Here is a 22,726-nt window from a genome sequence, read left to right as displayed (position 1 = left end):
GGGTGAGGCGGGGCAGGGTGCGGTGGGGCGGGCGCGGGTCCTGGGCGAGGAAGACCTTGCCGGTGGCGGTGCAGTGGGCCGGGAGTCGGCCGCCGGTGCGGGAGACGATCGGGGTGGCGCGGCGGCCGGTGATCTTCTCCAGGAACAGGGTGTCGGTGCCGTCCGGGACGGCCAGGTGGACGTTCTCGTGGGTCGCCTCGTGCAGGTCGCCCAGGTAGGGCAGTGCCACGTCCCGCAACTCCCGTACGGACGGCGACGATTGACCGAGGACGAAGAGGGCGAGCCCGATGCGGTAGCTGCCTTCCGGGGTGCGGTCCACCAGGCCGAGCCGGACCAGTTCGCCGATCAGCCGGTATGCCGTCGGCTTGGGCAGCCCGGTGCGCAGGGCGAGTTCGGCGAGGGAGAGCGCGGTCCCGGCGTCGCCGCAGGCACGGAGCAGCAACACCCCGCGTGCGAGCACCGACTTCGGCAGCGGCCCGTCCGTCATGGACCGATGGTGGTCGCTGTCTCGCGCGGGTGACAAGGTGTGGGTACGGGTGAGTCGCGACCGCAATCGAAGCGGTACGTCTACGAGTTGCGAAGCGGTACGTCCACGAGCATCGGCCGGGTCAACTCGTCGGCCCCGGCGACCAGTTCACGCAGATGATCCGCGCTGTCGGCCCGTATCGCGTCGACGCCGAAGAAGCGTGCGGCCTGGGTGAAGTCCAGGGCGCCCAGTTCGGTGCCGGGGCAGACTCCCCGGCCGCCCATCGCCCCGTACGTGTCCTGGAGTGTGCGGTAGCTGCCGTTGCCCATCACGACGAACAGCACCGGCACCTGCTGCCGTGCGGCGCTCCACAGCCCCTGGAGTCCGAACAGCGCGCAGCCGTCGCCGAGGACCGAGACCACGGGCCGCCCGGGCTCGGCGAGCGAGCGGCCGACGGCGGCGCCGATGCCCCAGCCGAGGCCGCCGCCGACGGCGTGGGTGTAGCTGCCGGGGCGGTCGAGCCGTAGCAGCCGACGGAGCAACAGGCCGACGGTGATGGCCTCTTCGACGACCACGGCGTCTGCCGGCAGGCCGCGTGCGACGGCGTGGGCGGCGGCCCAGGGGGCGAGCGGTGCCGCCGAGTAGGCGGCGCGGGCGGCGGAGTCGGCGCGGTCGCGTTCGGCGGTGTGCCGTTCGCCGGCGCGCAGGGTGCGGGCCTTGGCCGTGTGGTCGGGCACCTGCTCGCGCAGCAGCTCGGCGAGCCGGTGGAGCGAGGGGGCGAGCGCGCCGACGAGCCCGGCGTCGGCGGGGAAGTTGCGGCCGATCTCATCGGCGTCCGCGTCGAGTTGGACGACGGTGATGCCGGGCGGCAGGGCGGGCCCGGGGCTGTAGTGGTGGGGCGTGAAGGCGTGGGCACCGACGATCAGGACGGTGTCGTACGAGGCGAGGGCGGCCCGGATCGCGTCGTGGCGCGGTGGCAGCATCCCCGCGTAAAGGGGGTGTGTGGCAGGGAAGTTGAGGCAGTCGGCCATCGGCTGGTGGTGGACGGTCGCGCCGCAGGCCTCCGCCGTGCGCACGAGCGCGGCCACCGCGTCCTCGCGGCCCACTCCGTCCCCGGCGACGATCGCGGGGCGGGCGGCGGCGCCGAGCAGTACGGCCGCCCGGTCGAGTCCGGCGGCGGGGCCGGGCCTGGGCGGTGCGGTGCGGGCGGGGACCTCCACCTCGGTGTCCTCGGCGAGCAGGTCCATGGGGAGGGACAGGAACACCGGCCCGGCGGGCGGCCGTTGGGCCTGGGCGAAGGCGCGGCGCAGGGCGAGGGGCAGGTCGCGGGCGTGCTGGATGTCGTACGTCGCCTTCACGGCGGGCGCCGCGAGGCCGAGCAGGTCGCCGGAGAGCATGGGGTCCTGCTGGAGGTGGCGGCGGTCCTGCTGGCCGGCCGTGACGACGAGCGGGGTGCGCGAACGGCGGGCGTTGAGAAGGCCGATGAGGCCGTTGGCGAGTCCGGCGGCGATGTGCAGGCTGACGAACGCCGGGCGGCCGGTGCCGCGCGCGTAGCCGTCGGCCATGGAGACGACGGCGCCCTCGTGGACGCCGAGGACGTACTCGGGGGCGTTCTCGGTCTCCGACAGGGCGGCGAGGAAAGGGAGTTCGGTGGTGCCGGGGTTGCCGAAGATCCGGTCCACGCCCTCGCCGCGCAGGATGTCGAGGAAGGCGAGGGCGGGACGGTGACCCATGGGGGGCTCCTCGGGGACGGGACCGGTGACCGGTTCGCAGGTCAGCGTCCGGGTCCCGTCCTCCGAGGGCAAGGGCAGCGTGTCGCTCAGCGATACGTCAGCGCGCGTCGCTGAAGCGCTCCCCCTTCTCCGCCTTCTCGACGAGCAGCGCGGGCGGCGTGAACCGCTCCCCGTAGCGCTCGGCGAGTGCACGCGCGCGTGCCACGAAGCCGGGCAGGCCGGCTTCCTCCCCGGCGTAGCCGTCGTAGCCGTTGATGTACTGGAGAACGCCGCCGGTCCAACCGGGGAAGCCGATCCCGAAGATGGACCCGATGTTGGCGTCCGCCACGGACGTCAACACGCCTTCCTCCAAGAGCTTGACGGTATCGAGGGCCTCGGAGAAGAGCATGCGTTCCTGCATGTCTTCGAAGGGGATCTCGGCGCCCTCGCGGGTGAAGTGCTCGCGCAGGCCCGGCCACAGACCGGCGCGCTTGCCGTCCTCGCCGTACTCGTAGAAGCCCGCGCCGCCGCTGCGGCCGGTGCGGCCGAACTCGTCGACCATGCGGTCGATGACGGCTTCGGCGGGGTGGCCGGGCCAGGTGCCGCCCGCCTCCTCCACTGCTCGCTTGGACTCGTTGCGGATCTTGCGCGGGAGCGTGAGCGTCAACTCGTCCATCAGGGAAAGGACCTTGGCCGGGTAGCCGGCCTGTGCGGCGGCCTGCTCGATCGACGCGGGCTCGATGCCCTCGCCGACCATCGCGACACCCTCGTTGATGAAGTGCCCGATCACCCGTGAGGTGAAGAAGCCGCGCGAGTCGTTGACGACGATCGGGGTCTTCTTGATCTGCCGGACCAGGTCGAAGGCGCGCGCGAGGGCCTCGTCGCCGGTGCGCTCGCCCTTGATGATCTCGACGAGGGGCATCTTGTCGACCGGCGAGAAGAAGTGCAGCCCGATGAAGTCGGCCTGTCGCTCCACGCCTTCGGCGAGGGCGGTGATGGGCAGGGTGGAGGTGTTGGAGCAGAGCAGCGCGTCGGGCTCGACGATGTGCTGGATCTCCTGGAACACCTTGTGCTTGAGCGAGGTGTCCTCGAAGACGGCCTCGATCACCGCGTCGCAGCCCGCGAGTTGCTGCGGGTCGGCGGCGGGGGTGATGCGGGCGAGCAGCGCGTCCGCCTTCTCCTGTGTCGTACGACCGCGGGAGACGGCCTTGGCGCAGAGCTTCTCGGAGTAGGCCTTGCCCTTGGCCGCCGCCTCCGGCGTGACGTCCTTGAGGACGACGTCGATGCCCGCGCGGGCGCACGAGTAGGCGATGCCGGCGCCCATCATCCCGGCGCCGAGGACGGCGACCTTGCGGACGGGGCGCGAGGCGATGCCCTGGGGGCGGTTGGCACCGGAGTTGACGGCCTGGAGGTCGAAGAAGAACGCCTGGATCATGTTCTTCGAGGTCTGGCCGACCGCCAGCTCGACGAAGTAGCGGGTCTCGATGACCTGGGCGGTCTCGAAGTCCACCTGGGCGCCCTCGACGGCGGCGGCGAGGATGTTGCGCGGCGCCGGGTAGGGCGCGCCGTTGGTCTGCTTGCGCAGGGAGGCCGGGAAGGCGGGCAGGTTGGCCGCGAACTTGGGGTTGGCCGGGGTGCCGCCCGGGATGCGGTAGCCGGGCTTGTCCCAGGGCTGCTGCGACTGCGGGTTGGCGTCGATGAAGGCGCGGGCCTTGGCGATCAACTCGTCCGGGGTGGTGGCCACTTCGTGGACGAGGCCGTTCTCCTGGGCGCGGCGCGGGCTGTACTGGGTGCCCTGGAGCAGCACCTTCAGCAGGGCGTCGGTGATGCCCAGCAGCCGTACCGTACGGACGACTCCGCCGCCGCCGGGGAGCAGGCCGAGGGTGACCTCGGGGCAGCCGATCTTCGAGCCGGGCGCGTCGAGGGCGACCCGGTGGTGGCAGGCGAGGGCGATCTCGTAACCGCCGCCCAGGGCCGCGCCGTTGATCGCGGCGACGACCGGCTTGCCGAGGGTCTCGATGCGGCGCAGGTTCCGCTTGATGGCGAGGCCGCCGTCGAAGAACTCCTGGGCGGTGTCCGGGGTGACGCGGATGAGGTCGCGCAGGTCGCCGCCGGCGAAGAAGGTCTTCTTGGCGGAGGTGACGATGATGCCGCGGATGGAGTCCCGCTCGGCCTCCAGGCGGTCGGCGATCACGGTGAGGGAGTCGCGGAAGGCCGCGTTCATGGTGTTCGCGGACTGGTCGGGGTCGTCGAGGACGAGGGTGACGATCCCGGTGTCGTCCTGTTCCCAGCGGATGGTGGTGCTCTCGGTCATGAGGGGTTCTCCGTAGAAGTCTCTGATGGCCTCGGAAGCCGCAGGTGGCCCCGGAATGGCTCCGGTGGCCGCTGGGGTCGTCAGATGCGCTCGACGATCGTCGCGATGCCCATGCCGCCGCCGACGCACAGCGTGGCGAGGCCGTAGCGCTTGTCCTGGCGCTCCAGTTCGTCGACGAGCGTGCCGAGGATGATCGCGCCGGTCGCGCCGAGCGGGTGGCCGAGCGCGATGGCGCCGCCGTTGACGTTGACCTTGTCCAGGGACAGGCCCATGTCGCGCACGAAGCGCAGGACGACCGCGGCGAAGGCCTCGTTGATCTCGACGAGGTCGATGTCGTCGATGGTCAGCCCGGCCCTGGCGAGGGCCTTGCGGGTGGCGGGCGCGGGTCCGGTGAGCATGATGGTCGGCTCGGAGCCGGAGACGGCGGCGGAGACGATCCGCGCGCGCGGGGTGAGGCCGTAGCGCTCGCCGACCTCCTTCGAGCCGATGGCGACGAGGGAGGCGCCGTCGACGATGCCGGAGGAGTTGCCCGCGTGGTGGACGTGGTCGATCTTCTCGACCCAGTGGTACTTCTGGAGGGCCACGGCGTCGAAGCCGCCGAGTTCGCCGATGTCCGCGAAGGACGGCTTCAGCCTGGCGAGGGAGTCGGCGGTGGTGCCGGGGCGCAGGTGCTCGTCGTGGTCGAGGACGACAAGACCGCTGCGGTCCTTCACCGGCACCACGGACCGCTCGAAGCGGCCCTCCTTCCAGGCGGTGGCCGCCCGCTCCTGGGAGAGCGCCGCGTACTCGTCCACGTCGCGCCGCGAGAATCCCTCGATCGTGGCGATCAGGTCGGCGCTGATGCCCTGGGGCACGAAGTTGACGGCGAGGTTCGTCATCGGGTCGTTGAACCAGGCGCCGCCGTCCGAGGCCATCGGCACCCGGGACATCGACTCGACACCACCGGCGAGAACGAGGTCCTCCCAGCCCGAACGCACCTTGGCGGCGGCCATGTTGACCGCTTCGAGGCCCGAGGCACAGAAGCGGTTCTCCTGCACTCCGGCCACCGTGTCCGGCAGTCCGGCGGCCACGGCGGCGATGCGGGCGATGTCGGAGCCCTGGTCGCCGACCGGGCCGACGACGCCGAGCACGATGTCGTCGATCGCGGCCGGGTCCAGGTCCGGGAAGCGGTCACGGAGCTCGTGGATGAGTCCGACGACCAGGTCGATGGGCTTCGTGCCGTGCAGGGATCCATTCGCCTTGCCGCGCCCGCGCGGGGTGCGGATCGCGTCGTAGACATACGCTTCGGTGCTCACTGCCAAGCCTTTCGATGAGGGTGTTCAAAGACTCGCCGAGGGGTTTCCTCGCTGAGGGTCGTCAACAGCGCCGAGAAGTCCGGGGACGTCCCAGTCCCGGGCCACGTCGGAAGTGTCCGCGCCGGGCCGGGCGGGTCCGCCGCGCACCGAGGTGGGCGTCGCGGAGAACCGGGGTGCGGGGGCGGGCTGGGTGATCCCGCCGTGCTCCGTGAAGGTGCCGCGCGCGGCGAGGTGCGGATGGTGCGGGGCCTCGCGCAGCGACAGCACGGGCGCCACGCACGCGTCCGTGCCCGCGAAGACGGCGGTCCACTCGTCTCTCGTACGGCTCCGGAAGCGGGCCGCGACCGCCTCGCGCAGCTCGCCCCAACGCGTCCAGTCCCGGCGGGCGTCGGCGAAGTCCGCGAGGCCGAGCAGGTCCACGAACTCGTCGTAGAACTGCGGCTCCAGGGCCCCTACCGCCATGTGCTTGCCGTCTGCGGTCTCGTACGTGCCGTAGTACGGGCAGCCGCCGTCGAGGAGGTTGGCGGCGCGCCGGTCCTGCCAGCCGCCGGCGGCGAGCATGCCGTGGATCATCGCGGAGAGGTGGGCGGTGCCGTCGACGATGGCCGCGTCGACGACCTGGCCGGTGCCGGTCACGCGCGCGTGGTGCAGGGCCGCGAGGACGCCGACGACGAGGTAGAGCGAGCCGCCCGCGTAGTCGCCGAGCAGGTTGGCGGGGGCGGGCGGGGGCTCCCCGGGGCTGCCGATCATGCCGAGGGTGCCGGTGAGCGCGATGTACGCGATGTCGTGCCCGGCGCGCTGCGCGAGGGGGCCGTCCTGGCCCCAGCCGGTCATGCGGCCGTAGACGAGCCGGGGGTTGCGGGCGTGGCAGGGCTCGGGGCCCACGCCGAGGCGCTCGGTGACGCCGGGGCGGTTGCCCTCGATCAGGATGTCGGCGCGTCCGACCAGGTCGAGCACGCGCGCGGGGCCGTCCGGCGCCTTCAGGTCGACGAGCACCGAGCGCTTGTTGCGGTTGGTGATGTCGTACTCCGGGCTGACCCCGAGTGCGGAGCCGCCGGGCCGGTCGACGCGGACGACGTCGGCGCCCAGGTCGGCGAGGAGCATGGCCGCGAAGGGGCCGGGGCCGATGCCGGCCAGCTCGACCACGCGCACGCCGGAGAGCGGGCCGTGCCCGGGCGTCGTTGCCGCTGTCATCCAGCCCCCAGCTGTGACACAACTGATGTAACACCAGTGATGATAAGAACGTGTTCCACTCGACACAAGGCCTGGGCGAGCAAGCGCTTAGCCAAGCTACCCGCCGTTGGCCACGGCTAGCGCCGGCCCTGCGCATCCAGCTCGGCCGTCAGGCGCTTCGGGGCGATCGTGCGGTAGCTCTCCTCCACCCAGTCGCACAGCAGCTCGGCGGCCGGGGCGCCCTGCCCGGCGAGCGGGACGCGCACCCAGCCGGCCTTGCCGAGGCCGTAGCCGGCCGGCTCGGCGCCGGGCGAGGTGAGCGCGTGGGCATGGGCCGCCTCGTCCGTGAGCTTGACCGTCATGGCGAGCGGATAGCTGCCGTCGTCGACCCCGAGGAAGACGAACACCTTCCTGTTGACCTTCGCGACGCTCTCACCCCAGGGGCAGTATCGATATGCGGCTCCGCCGCGCGGCCTCGACGACACCCGGCAGCCCGAGGGCGAACTCGCGTACTTTCGCCCGCTTCTTCAGGGCGTTCGTGGGCACGGCCACCTGATACCTCCGGGCTCGTCGTCGGGCACCGCACTCTTCACGCTAGCCTCAGCCACCGACAGCGGCGCGGGCTGCGGGACCCAGGAGTGTCATGAGCAGGCTGAACAGGACGGATCGTCCCTACGACATCGTGCTCTTCGGAGCCACGGGCTTCGTCGGCGCGCTCACCGCGGAGTACCTCGCCGCGCACGCACCCGAGGGCCTGCGCTGGGCGATCGCCGGCCGCGACGAGCTGAAACTGAAGCGGCTGCGCGAACGGCTCCCCGGCGGCACGTCGGTCGGCGTACTCCGGGCCGACGTCTCCGACCCGGCCTCCCTGCGCGAACTCGCCGGGCACGCGCGCGTGGTGGCCACGACGGTCGGCCCCTACGTCACCTACGGCGAGGCCCTCGTCGCGGCCTGCGCGGACGCCGGCACCGACTATCTGGACCTCAGCGGCGAGCCGGAGTTCGTCGACCTGACGTACGTCCGCCACGACGCACGCGCGCGTGAGACTGGCGCACGGCTGGTGCACTCCGCCGGCTTCGACTCGATCCCGCACGACCTGGGGGCGTACTTCACGGTCCTGCAACTGCCGGAGGGGGTGCCCCTGACGGTGGACGGCTTCGTGACCGTCGACGCGATGTTCTCCGGGGGTACGTTCGCCACGGCGCTGACCCAACTCGGGCGCGGCAGGCAGGTGTTGGCCGCCGCCAGGGAGCGGCGACGTCACGAACCACGGCTGGTGGGCCGCCGGGCCGGTGCGCCCATGGGGGCACCGAGGTTCGCCGGGGAGATCGGCTCCTGGGCGGTGCCGCTGCCGACCATCGACCCGCAGGTCGTTGAACGATCCGCGAAGGCCCTGGAGCGCTACGGCCCCGACTTCCGCTACCGCCACTACGCGGCCGCACGACACCTCCCCGTGGCGCTCGGCGGTGTCACGGCGGCCGGCGCGCTGGCCACAGTCGCCCAACTCCCGCCCGCCCGCCGCTGGTTGTCCGACCGCCTCAAGCCCGGCGACGGACCGAGCCCGGAGAAGCGCGCGAAGAGCTGGTTCTCCGTGAAGTTCGTCGGCGAGGGCGGCGGCCGCCGGGTCTTCACGGAGGTCGCGGGCGGCGACCCCGGCTACGACGAGACGGCGAAGATGTTCGCCGAATCGGCCCTCTCCCTCGCCCTCGACGAACTCCCGCCCACAGCGGGCCAGGTGACGACGGCGGCGGCGATGGGCGACGCCCTCATCGAACGGCTCCGGAGTGCGGGCATCACGTTCCGGGTGGCGGCGAGCCGCTGACGGTGTCGGTGTCGGACCCCCATGTCACGATGGACGCCATGGAGACGCCGAACACCGACTGGATCACCGTCGCGGCCTACGAGAACCTGCCGGGCCGCCTCTCGCCGTGGGCGGCCATGCGCGCTTGACTGCGCGGGCACGGCATCGACTGGATGCCCTTCGCCCAGGAGGAGTTGCGCTGGGACCTCGCCTGCGGCATCGGGCCCGACGGCCACTGGCACGGCTGGTTCGACGTCCGGGTCCGCGCCGACGCGCTACGGCGTCTGGGACTGCATCCGGATCAGCCCACCGCCGGGGTTGTCGACCCTTCCCCGCCCGGCTGGTGGCATGCCGCCGCGGAGCGCCGGGCCATGAACTGGCCGCACTGATCAGGGAGTTCAGGGCACCCATCGGAATGGGCTACGATGGATCTTGAGCCGGTCGCCGGAACATTCCGGGGTCTGGTCGCGCGTCGGTGGTCCAAGGAAAGACGCCCCGCTTCCTGCGGGGAAATGCAGGTGCAAGGCCTGCCCGGCGCTCAAGTCCGAGCCCCACACCGCTACTTGCGGGGTGGGGCTCGAGTGTTTCCCGCACCGGTGCGGCCCCGGCCTCACGGCCACAGCGTGTAGATCATTCCGCCGATCCAGGCGAGGCCCGCCGCCACGGACAGGACGAGCGCGATCATCACGGCACGCTCGACGGGCTGGCTCGGGTGGGCAACGGGCTTCGGGGAACGGTGCGTTGTCATACGGGACAGCCTGCCGATCACGCGGGGGCCGCCACATCCGTACAAGTACTCAGACCACGTACTCAGTACCGGTGCTCAGGCCGTCGCCTCGCGCAGCGCCCGCCGGCACAGCGCGTCCGCCCTGCGGGTCGTCTCCGGGAGGCGGAACTCGGGGGTCAACGCGAGGGTGTGGGCGCAGGCGTTGTCCAGGGTCACCCGGTGGCCCACGGAGACGAACACCGGCTTCACTCCGTCCCTGGTCCGCAGGGCGCGGCCGACCTCGTCGGCGTCCGCACGGAGCGGCGACGAGGAGCCGCGCGGGGTGCCCGGGTCGTCATAGGTGAAGGTGAAGGGGTTCTTGGCAACGCCGATCGTGGGCAGGCCGGTGAGGACGCCGAGGTGGCTGGCGAGGCCGAAACGGCGGGGGTGGGCGAGGCCGTAGCCGTCACACACGACCAGGCCCGGCGGGCAGGGCAGGTCCTCCAACGCGGCCAGCACCGTGGGGATTTCACGGAAGGCGAGCAGACCGGGCACGTACGGGAAGGAGACCCGGCCGACCGCCGTGGCCTCGGCGACGACGGTGAGGTCCGCCGCGTCCAGCACGACCGCCGCGGCCACCACCACGTCCCGCTCGTCGTCGTAGGCGACGTCAACTCCGGTGACGTGCCCGGCTCTTGGCGGCGGCCCCGGTTCGTCGGTCACCACCCGCTCCCGCAACTCGTCCTGGACGGCGCGGGCCTGGTCCTCGGTCGCGGGCCAGCCCGCGGGAATGCGTACGGTCGTCATGGTGGTGCCGAGCGTACGGGGATCTTGGGAGCGCGAAAGAGCGGCGGGGCCGTAGTGGCCCCGCCCCCGCCCGACATCCCGGCCGGCCTTCTCAGTTCTCCAGCCGTGCCACGCGTCCCTTCTCCCCCGCGGCCCAGCAGCCCAGGTCCGCCGCGCAGTCGACCGTGTCGTACGAGCCGGTGTCCACCGTCGTCCAGGTGCGGCCGGCGTCGGTCGTGAGGTCCGTGCCCGTGGGGCCGACCGCGAGGGCCGTGGCACGGCTGTGGGGCAGCCAGGCGACGCCGGAGCGGTAGGCGGGCGGCGGGGTCGTGGCCGGGCGCCAGGTGCGGCCGCCGTCGCCCGTGACGGCCGCCGCCAGCGGTGAAGGCTGGCCGGCGTTGTAGTCGCCGCCCACCGCGAGGCCGTGCGTACGGTCGCGGAAGGCGAGCGCGAACACCCCGCGCGCGGGGTCACCGACCGGGATCGGTGTGTCGGCCGCCGTCCAGGTGAGGCCCCGGTCCGCGGAGTGCAGGACACGCGCGCGTGCGCCCCCGCCGGTGGCCAGCCAGACGTCCCTCGGCCCGGAACTCACCAGACACTGGCCGCTCGCCGCGAAGCCCGCCTCGCCGTCGAGCGCGGCCGGCATCCCGGCATTGGACAGCACCTTCCAGGAACGGCCGCCGTCGCCCGTCGACAGAATGCGGAACTTCCCGTCCACCGGGTCGCTCATCGCGAGGCCGTGCCGGCTGTCGAAGAAGGTCATGCAGTCGTAGAAGGCGCTCGCGTCGGTGTTGCGGAAGGACTCCGTCCAGGTCGCCCCGGCGTCGTCGGTGCGGTAGACGCGGGACGCCTCCCCCTCGCCGATCGCCAGGACCACCGCGCGCCGCGCGTCGAACGCCTCGATGTCGCGGAACTGGAGGTCGGCGGCGCCGGGCGGCGAGACGTTCCGCCAGTTCGCCCCGCCGTCGGTGGTGCGCAGCACCGTGCCCGCGGTCCCGGCCACCCATGCGGTGTTCCGGCTGACGGCCGACAGCCCCCGGAACCGCACGTCGGCGGCCCCGCTGTCCTTGAGCTGCCAGTGCGGAGCCCAGTGCGCCGTGTCCCGTGCCTGTGCCGGTACGGCGGTCAGCACGGCCAGCGCCGCCCCGCACGCCACCGCCACGGCCACGCTCCGGTACGTACGTCCCGCTTGTCGCGTCTTCCCCATGCGCCTCATGGCGGGCGAAGCTAGCCCACTCCCCGGGGGCCGTCCAGATGCCCGCGCCCGCCTTGGGCGCATATGAGCAGCGGTGACGGAGGTCACTCGAAATTCGTGTGCACGAACAGGCCCGTTCCAGCGTCTCTTCAAGTGCGGACCCATCCGACCGGGGGTCCGCTACGGAGTCTTTTCAGGAGCCCGTCCGGCCGTCATCGCAGCCAGCACCGCCGTCACACAAGGGAGCAAGGCGTTGTCCATCGTCATCGAGCAGCCCGTAGAGGCCCGCCTCGTCGCCGCCGCACCGCGGATGCCGAGCATTCCCGCCACCCTGCACTACGACCGGCGGGACCCCTTCGCCGTCCGGATGACCTTCCCGGCGCCGGCCACCCTGGAGGGCGTCGAGGTCTGCTGGACCTTCGCCCGGGAACTCCTCGCCGCCGGTCTGCACGGCACCGAGGGCCATGGCGACGTCCGGGTGCGGCCCTACGGCTTCGACCGCACCGTCCTGGAGTTCCACGCCCCCGAGGGCACCGCCGTCGTGCATGTCCACTCGTCCGAGATTCGCCGCTTCCTGCACGCCACCGGCGAGCTGGTGCCCGCCGGTCTCGAACACCTCCAGCTCGACCTGGACCACGACCTCGCCGAGCTGATGCGGGACGCCTGCTGAGCTAGTTCCCCCGCGCCAGCAGGGAGTTGAGCTCGCCGTAGCCGAGCCCTCCCGTCTGCGCGCCGTAGGTACCCGTGTCCAGCAGCTCCCGCGCGGCACGGCGGACCACGGCGTACGCGGCCAGTGCGACGCTGGAGCCGGCGCTCACGCGCGCGACGCCCAGCGCGGCCAGTTCGGCGACCGGCGGTGCGCCGGGGCCGACCAGCACATTGAGCGGCGCGTCGATCCCGTCGGCGAGTTCCTTGACCGTTCCCGGTTCGACGGCCCCGGGGACGAAGATCCCGTCGGCGCCCGCGGCACGGAACGCGGCGGCCCGCTCCAGCGTCGCGTCCACTCCCCCGGCACCCCGCAGATACGTGTCGATGCGCGCGTTGACGAACAGCGGCACGCCCTCCGCGTCGGCGGCCTCCCGGGCGGCGGCGATGCGCTCGGCCTGCTCGGCGACCGGACGCAGGACGCCCTCACCTCCGTAGAGCGCGTCCTCGATGTTCACCCCCACCGCGCCCGCCGCGAGCACCGCGCGGACCGTGTCGGCGACGCCCGCCGGGTCCTTCGCGAAGCCGCTCTCGATGTCCGCGCTCACCGGTACGGCGACGATCGCCGTGATGCGGGCGACCGCCTCCAGGGCCCGCTCCCGGTCCAGCCGGTCGCCGTCCGCGACGCCGAGGGCCCAGGCGAGGCCCGCGCTGGTGGTCGCCACGGCGGACGAGCCCGCGTCCTCGACGATGCGGGCGCTCGCGGCGTCCCAGGCGTTCGGGAGGATCAGCGGACGTCCCGGCACATGCAGCGCGCGGAAGGCCAGAGCCCGGTCACGGAGGGTGTTCTGGTTCGTCATGCGGCCCACTCAAGCAGCCACGGGCGACCCCTGGCTGGCAGGAATCCGACATCGGCGTGCGGGTCGCGGGCTCCCGTTTAATGCGTTGACAGCCCCATGACGCCGTTCGTAGCGTTGCCCTCGCTTCTGTTGCCGTCGATCGGAGAAGGACGTTGCTCGTCTGAGGTTGTGAGACACCGCGCACACACCCGTGAGGTGTGTCCGTCGTGTACGACCTCGGCGTCCGAGCCGTCCTCCGGAACAGGGCCTTTCCTCTGCCCCCGGGACCGGTCTCCCGCCTCGCGGTGTCTCGATACGCGTCCGCCCATGACCGCGTCAAGCAACCGCGAGGCACTCATGCATACCTCCGTCACCTGTACGTCCCTCTCCTTCGCCTGGTCCGACGGGACCCCCGTCTTCGAGGACCTGGACGCCGCCTTCGGACCCGGAAGGACCGGGCTCGTCGGTGTCAACGGCTCAGGAAAATCAACCCTGTTGAAGCTGATCGCCGGTCAACTCGCCCCGGCCGACGGTGCCGTACGGGTCGCGGGCGAGGTCGGCTACCTCCCGCAGAACGTCACGCTCGACACCGCCCTGCGCGTCGACGAGACCCTCGGCATCGCCGCTCGACGTGCCGCCCTGCACGCCATCGAGGCCGGTGACACGGCCGAGGAGCACTTCGAGACACTCGGCGACGACTGGGACGTAGAAGAGCGAGCTCTCGCCACACTCGGTGAACTCGGCCTGGGACACATCGACTTGGACCGCACCATCGGCGAGGTGTCGGGCGGCGAGTCGGTTCTGCTGCGGCTGGCCGCGCTGCTGCTCGGACGGCCGGACGTCCTGCTCCTCGACGAACCGACCAACAACCTCGACCTGTACGCCCGCAGGCGGCTGTACTCGGCCGTCGCGTCCTGGCCGGGAGTGATGATCGTGGTCAGCCACGACCGTGAACTCCTCGACCTGGTCGACCAGATCGCCGATCTGCGCTCCGGCGGGATCACCTGGTACGGCGGCAACTACTCCGCCTACGAGGAGGCCCTCAGCACCGAACAGGACGCCGCGACACGGATGGTGCGCGTCGCCGAGGCGGACCTCCGCAAACAGAAACGCGAACTGTCCGACGCCCAGGTCAAGTTGGCCCGCCGCAAGAAGTACGGACAGAAGATGTTCGAGCAGAAGCGCGAGCCGAAGATCGTCATGGGCGCGCGCAGGCGGGCCGCGCAGGAGTCCGCGGGCAAGCACCGCATCCTGCACGAGGAGCGGCTCGCGGACGCGAAGGAACGGCTCGACGAAGCGGTGGAGGCCGTACGGGACGACGACGAGATCCGCGTCGACCTGCCGTACACGGCCGTACCGCCGGGTCGTCAGGTCCTGACCCTCATGGACCTGGAACTCGCGTACGGCGCGCGGGTGGGCGGCCTCGATCTGCGCGGGCCGGAGCGGATCGCGCTGATCGGCCGCAACGGCGCGGGCAAGACGACCCTGCTGCGGACGATCGCCGGGGAGCTGGAGCCGGTGTCGGGCGAGGCGGCGGTGCATGTCCCGCTGCGTTTCCTGCCGCAGCGGCTCGACGTGCTCGACGGTGAGCTGACCGTGGCCGAGAACGTGGCCCGGTTCGCCCCGGACGCCACCAACAACCGGATCCGGGCGCGGCTGGCCCGCTTCCTGTTCCGGGGTGCCCGCGCCGACCAGCAGGCGGCGACCCTGTCCGGCGGCGAACGCTTCCGGGCGGCGCTGGCCGCGCTGATGCTGGCGGAGCCCGCCCCCCAGCTGCTGATGCTGGACGAGCCGACGAACAACCTCGACATGGCGAGCGTGCGGCAGCTCACCTCGGCGCTGGAGTCGTACGAAGGGGCGTTGATCGTGGCCAGTCACGACCTGCCGTTCCTGGAGTCGATCGGCGTCACACGCTGGCTGCTGCTCGACGGGGAGCTGCGGACGATCACGCCGGAGGAGGTGGAACACCCGGCATAGCGCCCGCGCGGAACCCGGTCCGGGCCCTCCGGGCGCATCTCAGGAGGGCCACAGCCTCACGTGAGGGGTTTTGTCGGCACGGACAGGTGACGCATGATGGCCAACCGGTGCCCCGACAACGGCGCCGAAACGATCCCGCCGATACGGAGTCCCGCTCGTGCCCAGCAAGAAGGCCCTCGTCCGCCGCCCCAGCCCGCGCCTGGCCGAAGGGCTGGTCACGCACATCGAGCGGGAGAAGGTCGACGTCGAGCAGGCCGTCGAGCAGTGGGAGGCGTACGCGCACGCGCTGCGGGTGCACGGCTGGGAGACGATCGAGGTGGATCCGGCCGACGACTGCCCCGACTCCGTGTTCGTCGAGGACGCCGTCGTCATGTACAAGAACGTGGCGCTGATCGCCCGGCCCGGCGCCGAGTCCCGGCGCGAGGAGACCGGCGGGGTCGAGGAGGCGGTGGCCCGGCTCGGCTGCTCGGTGAACTGGGTCTGGGAGCCGGGCACCCTGGAGGGCGGTGACGTGCTCAAGGTCGACGACACGATCTACGTCGGCCGGGGCGGCCGGACGAACGCGGCCGGCGTCCAGCAGCTGCGGGCCGTGTTCGAGCCGCTCGGGGCGCGGGTGGTCACCGTGCCCGTGAGCAAGGTGCTGCATCTGAAGTCGGCGGTCACCGCGCTGCCCGACGGGACGGTGCTCGGGCACATCCCGAAGGTGGACCGGCCCTCGCTGTTCCCGCGCTTCCTGTCGGTGCCCGAGGAGGCCGGTGCGCATGTGGTGCTGCTCGGCGGCGACAAGGTGCTGATGGCGGCGAGCGCGCCCAAGACGGCCGACCTGCTCGGCGATCTCGGCCTCGAACCGGTCGTGGTGGACATCAGCGAGTTCGAGAAACTCGAAGGATGTGTGACGTGCCTCTCGGTCCGGCTCCGGGATCTGTACGCCTGAACGGGTGACGGAACCGCCCGTTCGGCGCCGGGACCTGCGGCCCTGGGGCTCCGCGGGATTCCCCGGCGATACGGCCTGAACAGCGATCTTTACAGCGTCCTTAACCTACGGTCTCGTAACCTACGGTTTCGTAGCCTACGATTCCGTAAGTTGCATCAGGTCCCGGCACCGCTCGCCGGTTTGTTCAGTTTTGTACCGCGTCCCCCTGGAGTCCCCGTGACGATCACTTCCCCGAACCTCGGCAGCCCCGCAGTCTGGACCGACGCCAAGCTGCTGTACGCGCTCGAGGAAGTCGTCGAGACGGAACTCAACCGGCACCTGAAGGTCACCAAGGACTGGATGCCGCACGAGTACGTCCCGTGGAGCGACGGCCGCAACTTCCCCGGCTTCTTCGAGGACGGCGAGGCCTGGGGCAAGGAGCAGTCCAAGGTCACGGAGATCGGCCGCATCGCCCTCGTCGTGAACCTCCTTACGGAGGACAACCTCCCCAGCTACCACCACGAGATCGCCTCCCTGTTCGGCCGCGACGGCGCCTGGGGCACCTGGGTGCACCGCTGGACGGCGGAGGAGGGCCGGCACGGCATCGTCATGCGGGACTACCTGCTCGCCTCCCGCGCGGTCGACCCGGACAAGCTCGAAGCGTTCCGCATGCAGCACATGAGCGAGGGCTTCGAGTCGGACAACCGGCACTCGATGCTGCACTCGGTCGCGTACGTCGCCTTCCAGGAACTGGCCACGCGCGTCTCGCACCGCAACACCGGCCACCAGTCGGGCGACCCGGTCTGCGACCGCATGCTGGCCCGTATCGCGACCGACGAGAACCTCCACATGGTCTTCTACCGCAACCTCCTGAAGGCCGCGTTCGAGCTCGCCCCCGACCTCACCATGCAGGCCGTGCGCGACGTCCTCGTCAACTTCCGGATGCCCGGTTACGGGATGCCCGGCTTCGAGCGGTTCGCCGCGCAGATGGCCATCGGCGAGGTCTACAACATGCGCATCCACCACGACGACGTCATCCAGCCCGTGCTGCGCTTCCTGAAGGTCATGGAGATCGACGGTCTCGGCCCCGAGGGCCAGCAGGCGCAGGAGGAGATCGGGCTCTACATGGGCGGCCTGGACTCCGAGGCCTCGAAGTTCGACGAGAAGCTGGCGACCCGCAAGGCCCGCATGGCGGCCCGCGCGAGCGCCTGACCGACCACGAACGCACCCGGTGATCGATTTACCGGTGCGGGACGCGCCCCCGCTGCGGCATCATGCGGCCATGCGTGACAACAGCACGTCGGGGGCGGCGGTCGGCTTCCTGCTGCACCTGATCGACAGCGCGGACGCCGAGCGGATACGGCGGCGGATCGGCCTCCCGGAGCCGGAGGGTGAGGCGACTCCCGAGGCCCGGCGCAACACTGTGCTCTGGTCCTGGACGAGGACGGCGGTGCCGTCCTCCGTGCTGTTGTGGGTTCTGGAGGAGGACGACCCGGAACTGAACCAGTGGGTCTGGCGGCACGTCTCCGCGGACAACGCGATGCGGCGTGCCATCGCGCGGGGTGTGCCGTTCGGCCACGCGCGCGTGGAGCCGTTGACCGTCGCCAGGAGCGTGCGGCAGGAGGACGAACCGCCGGTCCCCGAGAACTTCACCCGCTTCGGCCTGGTCGGCGCCCTGCGCGAGGGCACGTCCATGCAGTCCGCGCGGACGGCCGCGTCGATGGTCCTGGAGCGCTCCGACTGGCAGGCGGTCACCGAGGCGGACCAGGATCGCCCGCTGCCCGGTTACGCGCGCTGGGCGCTGTCGATACGCCCGGACTGCCCGCCCGCGCTGCGCGCGCGTTTCGGCACGCACCGCAAGTTCACCCACCGGGTCGAGCAGGCCGGCGTCCTGGACGGCCCCGCCGACTACGCGACCGCCTGGGGCCCCGCCTCGCACGTCCTGAAGGTGCTCTCCACGGGCCGGCTGACGTTCCCCGCGCGCGTGGCCGAGGCCGAGGACGCCCTGCGCCCGCTCGTGCGCGAGCACCTGGCCGACCGCGAGGACGCCTGGGCGGTGCTGGCACAGCTCATCGACACGTTCCACGGGAACGCGGTGGAGCTGGTGGTGACGGCGGGCGCGATCGCCTGAGCCGGGCCATGAGGGCTTGAGGGGGGCGGGGCGGCTGGATTCGAACCAGCGTGTTCCGGTTCTGGAGACCAATGCGCCTGCCTCTGCGCTACGACCCCGCCCTTGGCACCAGAGGGTAATGCCTTGGCCCGTTGTCAGTGCGGCCTGGTACCAATGAGGCACTGGGGGAATTGCGGCGCGGGGGGCGTGACATGGCGTACGGGGAGCGGGGTCGGCGTACCCCTGTGGTCGATCTGGCCGACCGCAGGGCGCTGGAGCGGTACCGGCCGGCGGACCCGGCGGTGGTCGCGGAGGCGCGGCGGCTGAAGGAGGCCGCGCTACTGGACTTCGGGCTGACGGAGTCGGCGGTGGCGTCCTGGCTGTACGCGAAGTGCCATCACCAGATCCCGACCACGGCGGTGGACACGGCGGCCGTGGTCGCCTCCGGCGACGGCTCCTGCCTGCTGCTCTTCAACCCGGACTTCTTCGTCGGACTCGGCCTGGACGGCGTGAAGTTCGTGCTCTTCCACGAGGCACGGCATCTGGTGCAGCGCCATCTGTTCGCCGACCTCGACCTGCGCGACGACCCGGTCTTCGAGTTGGCCGCCGAGGTCTCCATCAACCATGTCGCCCTGGTCCGCCTCGGCCGCACCGGACTGCCTCTGCTGGACGGCCGGCCGACAGGCATCGACCCGCACAAGATCCACGGCCTGTACCGCGACGACCTCACCGCGCACGGCCTGGAGCCGGTGCCCTACGAGGAGTTCGTCGCGACCGACATGAAGGTCTACGGCGAGCTGAAGCGGATGCGGCACCCTCCGGTCCCGGAGCGGCATCTGTGCGTGCACCTGGTGGACGGGCGGGTACCGGCCGACCAGGAGACGGTGGACGCGGTGGCGTCGTCCGCGCTGTTGAACTCGCTGCTGGCGGCCCGGCGCGGACACACGGGCGCGGAGCGGGAGTTGCTCGACCTGATGGGCCGCACCGAGGACGGTTCCGCGCGGGCCGGCCGGATCTGGGGGACCCTCGGCGCGGGCGTCCTGCGCGGCGAGACGGCACGCACGCGTACGGTCCACTGGTGGCAGCGCTGGCTCGTCGACGTCCTCGGCTCGAAACTGCGCGACGGCGAGCGCCTGGTGTACCCGAAGAAGCGCGGCGCCCTGCTCGCGGCCCTCGGCCAGGACCCGATGCTCGCGCGCCGCGGCCCGGTCCGCGACAAGGTCCTGGTCATCGCGTACGACACCTCGGGCTCGATGCCGCACCAGGTGATCACCTGGCTCACCGAACTCGTCGGCCGCATCGACGGCGTCGAGGCGCACTGGCTGTCCTTCGACGCGGTGGTGATGCCGTTCCGGCCGGGCGAGCGAAGCGAGATGGGGGTCCCCCCGGACGGAGTCTGGGGGAGGGTCTACGGCGGTGGCGGCACGAGTTTCCAGGTGGTCGCGGACTACGTGGAGGGGCGTACCGAGGTGAACGGCCGGCGGTTCGACGTCACCCCGGACGCGGTCGTGATGCTCACCGACGGGCACGCGCCGCCGGTCACGCCCGCCGAGCCGGGCAAATGGATCTGGCTGATCACCGAGGGCGGCAGCGAGTGGCCCGAGACGCACAACCCGGCGATGGACTGCCATCGCGTCACGACAGGATCGACGTAAATGACCACGGAGACAGGGCAGTCGACGACCCCGCAGGCCGGGCACGGTCGGCGTGAGCCGTCGCGTCTGGAGTCGTTCATCGACGCGATGATCGACATCGGGCAGACCGGGCAGGTCTTCGGCGAGCACGGCATCGGCAAGACGGCGACGTTCTTCGCCCACATCGGCCGCGCCCACCCGGGCACCGCGCTGGTGTACGTCCCGGCGGCGAATCTGACCCCGGACGACCTGCTGATCAACGCGCCGGTGCGCGACCCGCACACCGGTGAACTCGTGCTGCGCCAGCTGGTGATGAGCCAGTTGAAGCCGGGCACGCCGTTCGTGCTGCTCATCGACGACTCGCTCCAGGCGGGCGACACGATCCAGTCGCAGCTGATGCAGATCGCCTGCAACTGGACGCTCGGCGAGCACGATCTGCGGGCGCTCGGCTGCGTCGGTGTCTTCCTCACGGACAACGAGTCGCTGTCCGAGACCTCGGCCCGGCGCGGCGACCTCGCGCTGCTCGACCGCATGGTCACGATGCGGATCACGGCGAACGACACGTCCTGGCGCCGTCATCTGGCCGCCAAGTACCGCCCCTGGGACCTCCGTCCGGTGTTCAGCGTCTGGGCGTCGCTCTCGCCCGCGCTGCGCGAACTGCTGTCCCCGCGCACGCTGGACCACGTCCTGGCCAACGCGAAGGAGGGCTTCCCGCTCCGCTGGGGCCTGCCCCTGATCGACGGCGAGCGGCTGCGGCTGGCCGAGCCGGGCCCGGACGGCAGGCCCGGGCAGAACCGCACGGCGGAGATCCTGGACCGCATCGCCGAGGCCCTGGGCGTGCCCAACCCGGCCACGGTCCCCGACCCGGTACGGCAGGTGGTGCGGGCCGCGCTGCGCAACCGCTGGACGGTGCTGCTGCAAGGGCCGCCCGGGTGCGGCAAGACGGAGCTGGTCCGGGAGACGGTCCGCGCGGGCCTCGGCCGGGAGCCGCTGTACTTCTCGCTCCCGGTGACGAACGTCGAGGACCTGTGCGCGCCGATCCCGTCGCCGGACGGCACCCTGGACAACCTGCTGGCCGCGAACTTCACCGGGCCCGGCCCCAAGGCGATCGTCTGGGACGAGTACAACCGCCCCAAGGACAAGGCCGCGTTCGCCAAGCTGATGGAGATCACCCAGGAGTGGTCGCTGGCGGGACGCCGGATCGAGAACCTGAGGGCACAGATCGCCGTCCAGAACCCGCCGTACCACCTGGGCCGCAAGCTGCTGGTGTCGCGCAACAACATCGCCCAGGCGACGAGGTTCACGGCCTCCCTGACGGTGGATCCGGAGGACATCCCGGCGAACGAGTGGCTGCTCGCGCGGTACGGCTCGGACGCGGAGACGGTGCTGGAGTGGTGGAAGCACGACATCGACGACGAGGGCCGGGCCTGGATCACCAAGCGCACGCTGGAGCGGCTCATCAAGCTGCACCGGCGCGGCCTGCCGCTGGAGATGGCGACGGTCTATCTCGGCGACGGCGAGTACGCGCCCGTGCCGCTCACCGCCCTGATCGACCGCTTCAAGGGCCGCCCGGTCACGGGCCTGCGTGAACTGGCCCGTGACGCGGACCTCTGGGAGGCCCGGCTGCGCCGTGCCGCCGAGCACACCGACGAGGGCAGCGACGACAGCGACGTGGTCCACCAGATCCTCGCCAACGCGGAGTTGTCCCAGCTGAAGAAGCACCGCGCGGTGGTGGCCCGCATGGTGGCCCTGCTGCCGGCGAAGCTCCGGGCGACCTATCTGGTGGGGGCGTCGGAGCGGCAACAGCGGTTCTGGACGGACGTCTTCACTGGGTTGGCGCGTCGCTGACCCCGTGCTCGGCCTCCCCCGGCCGCGCGGTGCGGTGCACGCTGCGTACGGCGGCCACGTCGGGGGCGAGCAGGGGCGCGGGGATGTGGGCGGTGAGGGACTCCAGGCGGCGTTTGATGCTGGCGGCGATTCCCTGGCCGAGGACGAAGCGCGTGGGGGAGATCGCGCGGGGTGCCGTGTCGAGGAGACGGTGGGCCTCGCGGCTGCGCATCCCCGTGTGGGACAGCACGAGATGGGTGAGGCGGTGCTCGGCGGCCACGAGGGCTTGGGCGATGCTCTCGGCGGCGGTCAGATCGACGTGGTTGTCGGCCGCGCCGAGCACGGCCGCCGCCCGCACCCGCCCGAGGTCCAGCAGACCGACCCCGGCCGCGGTGGCGGCGGACACCAGCCGCGCCGCGACCCGCGGGCCGATGCCGTTGCTGGCGACGGACAGCCGTGTGAGCCGCCCGTACGGCGCCTGCTCCAGGGCGTCGGCCAGGAGGAGGGCGCCCTGGTCCCCCAACTGGGCGGCGGACACGTAGAGTTCGTCGATCGCGCCCGCCGCGACGACGGCGGCGAGGGGTGCGGCGCCGGCCGCGCCGAGCGGGTTGCCGCCGATGAAGAGGCGCTCGATACGGCGCCCGTTGCCGGCGGCGCCGAGTAGCGCGTCGGCGAGGACGGTCACGCCGGCCGGGTCGAGCCCGGTCTGCACGAGGTCGAGCGTGCGCAACGACCGCGCGGACTCCACGAGTTCGGCCGCCGCCCGCCCGCCACCGCTGCCCAGCGGGTTGCGCTTGAGCCACACCCCGGTGACGACCTGCGGCGAGGCACGCAGCTGGTCGGCGATCCGACAGGCACCACCGGCCGTGATCCCGTTGCAGCCGAGATAGAGCGTCTCGACCTCACCACTCCCACCGGCCACGACCTCGGCACCCTCGTCACCGAGCCCGTCCGTGCCGAGCAGCAAGTGCCGTACGGGAGACGGCCCTTGGGCCAGTGCCTCGGCGACCAGCGCGGCGCCCTCCGCCCCCAGCTCCTGCTTGCACAGGTCGAGCCGCCCGTCGGGCAACGCCGTCCCGACGGCGAAGTCGAGCCGCTCCCCGGCGGGCCGGCCCGCCCTCAACCAGTCGAGCAGCGGGCCGAGTTCGGCGACGGGTCGCGGCACGATGTACGGAACACCGGCGAAGGCGACCGCGGGGAAACCCGGGGACTCCTCGCTACGTCCACCTCGACCGCCGGGTGCCAGCCGCCCTGCCGCAGCCTCGGCCAGCCGTCCCCGTCCCAGGTCACGGCCTGGATCGCGGTCTCCCGTCCCAGGGTGCACCGCGGCCCG

Annotated in this window: 19 protein-coding genes, 1 tRNA gene and 1 pseudogene; 9 read left to right on the top strand and 12 right to left on the bottom strand. The window is 71.9% G+C overall.

The window, feature by feature from the left end; translation table 11 throughout:
• From ACNFOC_RS29420 to ACNFOC_RS29395, 6 genes and pseudogenes are all read right to left on the bottom strand, one after another.
• Positions 1-487, bottom strand: a 487-nt coding sequence (locus ACNFOC_RS29420; protein WP_416962104.1) for an IclR family transcriptional regulator, incomplete at its 3' end; no start/stop codon positions are given.
• 80 nt (positions 488-567) lie between these two features.
• Complete coding sequence (locus ACNFOC_RS29415) at positions 568-2,199, bottom strand: thiamine pyrophosphate-binding protein (RefSeq protein WP_416962103.1); 1,632 nt, start codon at positions 2,197-2,199, stop codon at positions 568-570.
• Between the two features lie 97 nt (positions 2,200-2,296).
• On the bottom strand, positions 2,297-4,492 hold the full coding sequence (locus ACNFOC_RS29410; RefSeq protein ID WP_416962102.1) for a 3-hydroxyacyl-CoA dehydrogenase NAD-binding domain-containing protein: 2,196 nt from the start codon (positions 4,490-4,492) through the stop codon (positions 2,297-2,299).
• A gap of 80 nt (positions 4,493-4,572) precedes the next feature.
• Positions 4,573-5,787 carry an acetyl-CoA C-acetyltransferase gene (locus tag ACNFOC_RS29405; RefSeq protein ID WP_416962101.1) on the bottom strand — a complete coding sequence of 405 codons (1,215 nt, stop codon included), beginning with the start codon at positions 5,785-5,787 and terminating at the stop codon, positions 4,573-4,575.
• Positions 5,788-5,811: 24 nt separating this feature from the next.
• On the bottom strand, positions 5,812-6,981 hold the full coding sequence (locus tag ACNFOC_RS29400; RefSeq protein ID WP_416962100.1) for a CaiB/BaiF CoA transferase family protein: 1,170 nt from the start codon (positions 6,979-6,981) through the stop codon (positions 5,812-5,814).
• A 116-nt stretch (positions 6,982-7,097) separates the two neighbouring features.
• Positions 7,098-7,512 (bottom strand): annotated as a pseudogene (locus ACNFOC_RS29395) (MmcQ/YjbR family DNA-binding protein).
• Positions 7,513-7,603: 91 nt separating this feature from the next.
• Between ACNFOC_RS29395 and ACNFOC_RS29390 the strand changes: the two are divergent.
• Together ACNFOC_RS29390 and ACNFOC_RS29385 are read left to right on the top strand one after the other, a co-directional pair.
• Positions 7,604-8,782, top strand: a complete 1,179-nt coding sequence (locus tag ACNFOC_RS29390) for a saccharopine dehydrogenase family protein (RefSeq protein ID WP_416962099.1) — start codon at positions 7,604-7,606, stop codon at positions 8,780-8,782.
• 152 nt (positions 8,783-8,934) lie between these two features.
• Complete coding sequence (locus ACNFOC_RS29385; RefSeq protein ID WP_416962098.1) at positions 8,935-9,150, top strand: hypothetical protein; 216 nt, start codon at positions 8,935-8,937, stop codon at positions 9,148-9,150.
• 221 nt (positions 9,151-9,371) lie between these two features.
• On the opposite strand, the gene mmpA is transcribed toward ACNFOC_RS29385, so the two are convergent.
• The 3 genes from mmpA to ACNFOC_RS29370 form a co-directional block, all read right to left on the bottom strand.
• Positions 9,372-9,509 (bottom strand): morphogenic membrane protein MmpA, encoded by a 138-nt coding sequence (gene mmpA, locus ACNFOC_RS29380; protein WP_366430049.1) that lies wholly within the window; start codon positions 9,507-9,509, stop codon positions 9,372-9,374.
• A gap of 75 nt (positions 9,510-9,584) precedes the next feature.
• Positions 9,585-10,274 carry an endonuclease V gene (locus tag ACNFOC_RS29375; protein ID WP_416962097.1) on the bottom strand — a complete coding sequence of 230 codons (690 nt, stop codon included), beginning with the start codon at positions 10,272-10,274 and terminating at the stop codon, positions 9,585-9,587.
• 91 nt (positions 10,275-10,365) lie between these two features.
• The gene (locus tag ACNFOC_RS29370) at positions 10,366-11,460 is read right to left on the bottom strand and encodes a WD40/YVTN/BNR-like repeat-containing protein (RefSeq protein ID WP_416962096.1); all 1,095 of its coding nucleotides are present in this window, start codon (positions 11,458-11,460) and stop codon (positions 10,366-10,368) included.
• 241 nt (positions 11,461-11,701) lie between these two features.
• Here ACNFOC_RS29370 and ssgD point away from each other — a divergent pair, with 241 nt between their 5' ends.
• The gene (gene ssgD, locus ACNFOC_RS29365) at positions 11,702-12,118 is read left to right on the top strand and encodes a spore wall synthesis regulator SsgD (protein ID WP_416962095.1); all 417 of its coding nucleotides are present in this window, start codon (positions 11,702-11,704) and stop codon (positions 12,116-12,118) included.
• A 1-nt stretch (position 12,119) separates the two neighbouring features.
• Here the strand turns inward: ssgD and ACNFOC_RS29360 are convergent, their stop codons facing one another.
• Positions 12,120-12,953, bottom strand: coding sequence for an isocitrate lyase/PEP mutase family protein (locus ACNFOC_RS29360; protein ID WP_416962094.1), 834 nt, complete (start codon positions 12,951-12,953; stop codon positions 12,120-12,122).
• Between the two features lie 336 nt (positions 12,954-13,289).
• On the opposite strand from ACNFOC_RS29360, the gene ACNFOC_RS29355 reads away from it, so the two are divergent.
• From ACNFOC_RS29355 to ACNFOC_RS29340, 4 genes are all read left to right on the top strand, one after another.
• Positions 13,290-14,909: an ABC-F family ATP-binding cassette domain-containing protein gene (locus tag ACNFOC_RS29355; protein WP_416962106.1), complete on the top strand. Its 1,620-nt coding sequence runs from the start codon at positions 13,290-13,292 to the stop codon at positions 14,907-14,909.
• A 157-nt stretch (positions 14,910-15,066) separates the two neighbouring features.
• Positions 15,067-15,843, top strand: a complete 777-nt coding sequence (gene ddaH / locus ACNFOC_RS29350; RefSeq protein WP_416962093.1) for a dimethylargininase — start codon at positions 15,067-15,069, stop codon at positions 15,841-15,843.
• Positions 15,844-16,059: 216 nt separating this feature from the next.
• A complete protein-coding gene (locus tag ACNFOC_RS29345; RefSeq protein ID WP_416962092.1) occupies positions 16,060-17,034 on the top strand; it encodes an acyl-ACP desaturase in 975 nt (324 codons plus the stop codon).
• 70 nt (positions 17,035-17,104) lie between these two features.
• Positions 17,105-17,953, top strand: coding sequence for a hypothetical protein (locus ACNFOC_RS29340; RefSeq protein ID WP_416962091.1), 849 nt, complete (start codon positions 17,105-17,107; stop codon positions 17,951-17,953).
• A 24-nt stretch (positions 17,954-17,977) separates the two neighbouring features.
• Here the strand turns inward: ACNFOC_RS29340 and ACNFOC_RS29335 are convergent.
• Positions 17,978-18,053, bottom strand: a tRNA-Trp gene (locus ACNFOC_RS29335).
• A gap of 91 nt (positions 18,054-18,144) precedes the next feature.
• On the opposite strand from ACNFOC_RS29335, the gene ACNFOC_RS29330 reads away from it, so the two are divergent.
• Positions 18,145-19,587 (top strand): DUF2201 family putative metallopeptidase, encoded by a 1,443-nt coding sequence (locus ACNFOC_RS29330; protein WP_416962090.1) that lies wholly within the window; start codon positions 18,145-18,147, stop codon positions 19,585-19,587.
• Positions 19,588-21,414, top strand: coding sequence for an AAA family ATPase (locus tag ACNFOC_RS29325; protein WP_416962089.1), 1,827 nt, complete (start codon positions 19,588-19,590; stop codon positions 21,412-21,414).
• On the opposite strand, the gene ACNFOC_RS29320 is transcribed toward ACNFOC_RS29325, so the two are convergent.
• Positions 21,392-22,717: a leucine-rich repeat domain-containing protein gene (locus ACNFOC_RS29320; RefSeq protein ID WP_416962105.1), complete on the bottom strand. Its 1,326-nt coding sequence runs from the start codon at positions 22,715-22,717 to the stop codon at positions 21,392-21,394. The two genes, ACNFOC_RS29325 and ACNFOC_RS29320, sit on opposite strands and share 23 nt — an antisense overlap.
• Positions 22,718-22,726: the final 9 nt, after the last annotated feature.

The organism is Streptomyces colwelliae, assembly GCF_048158785.1.
In the GTDB taxonomy this organism is placed as follows: Bacteria; Actinomycetota; Actinomycetes; order Streptomycetales; family Streptomycetaceae; genus Streptomyces.
Note: the sequence above shows the minus strand (reverse complement) of the source record. Positions and strands in the feature narration are given on the sequence as shown.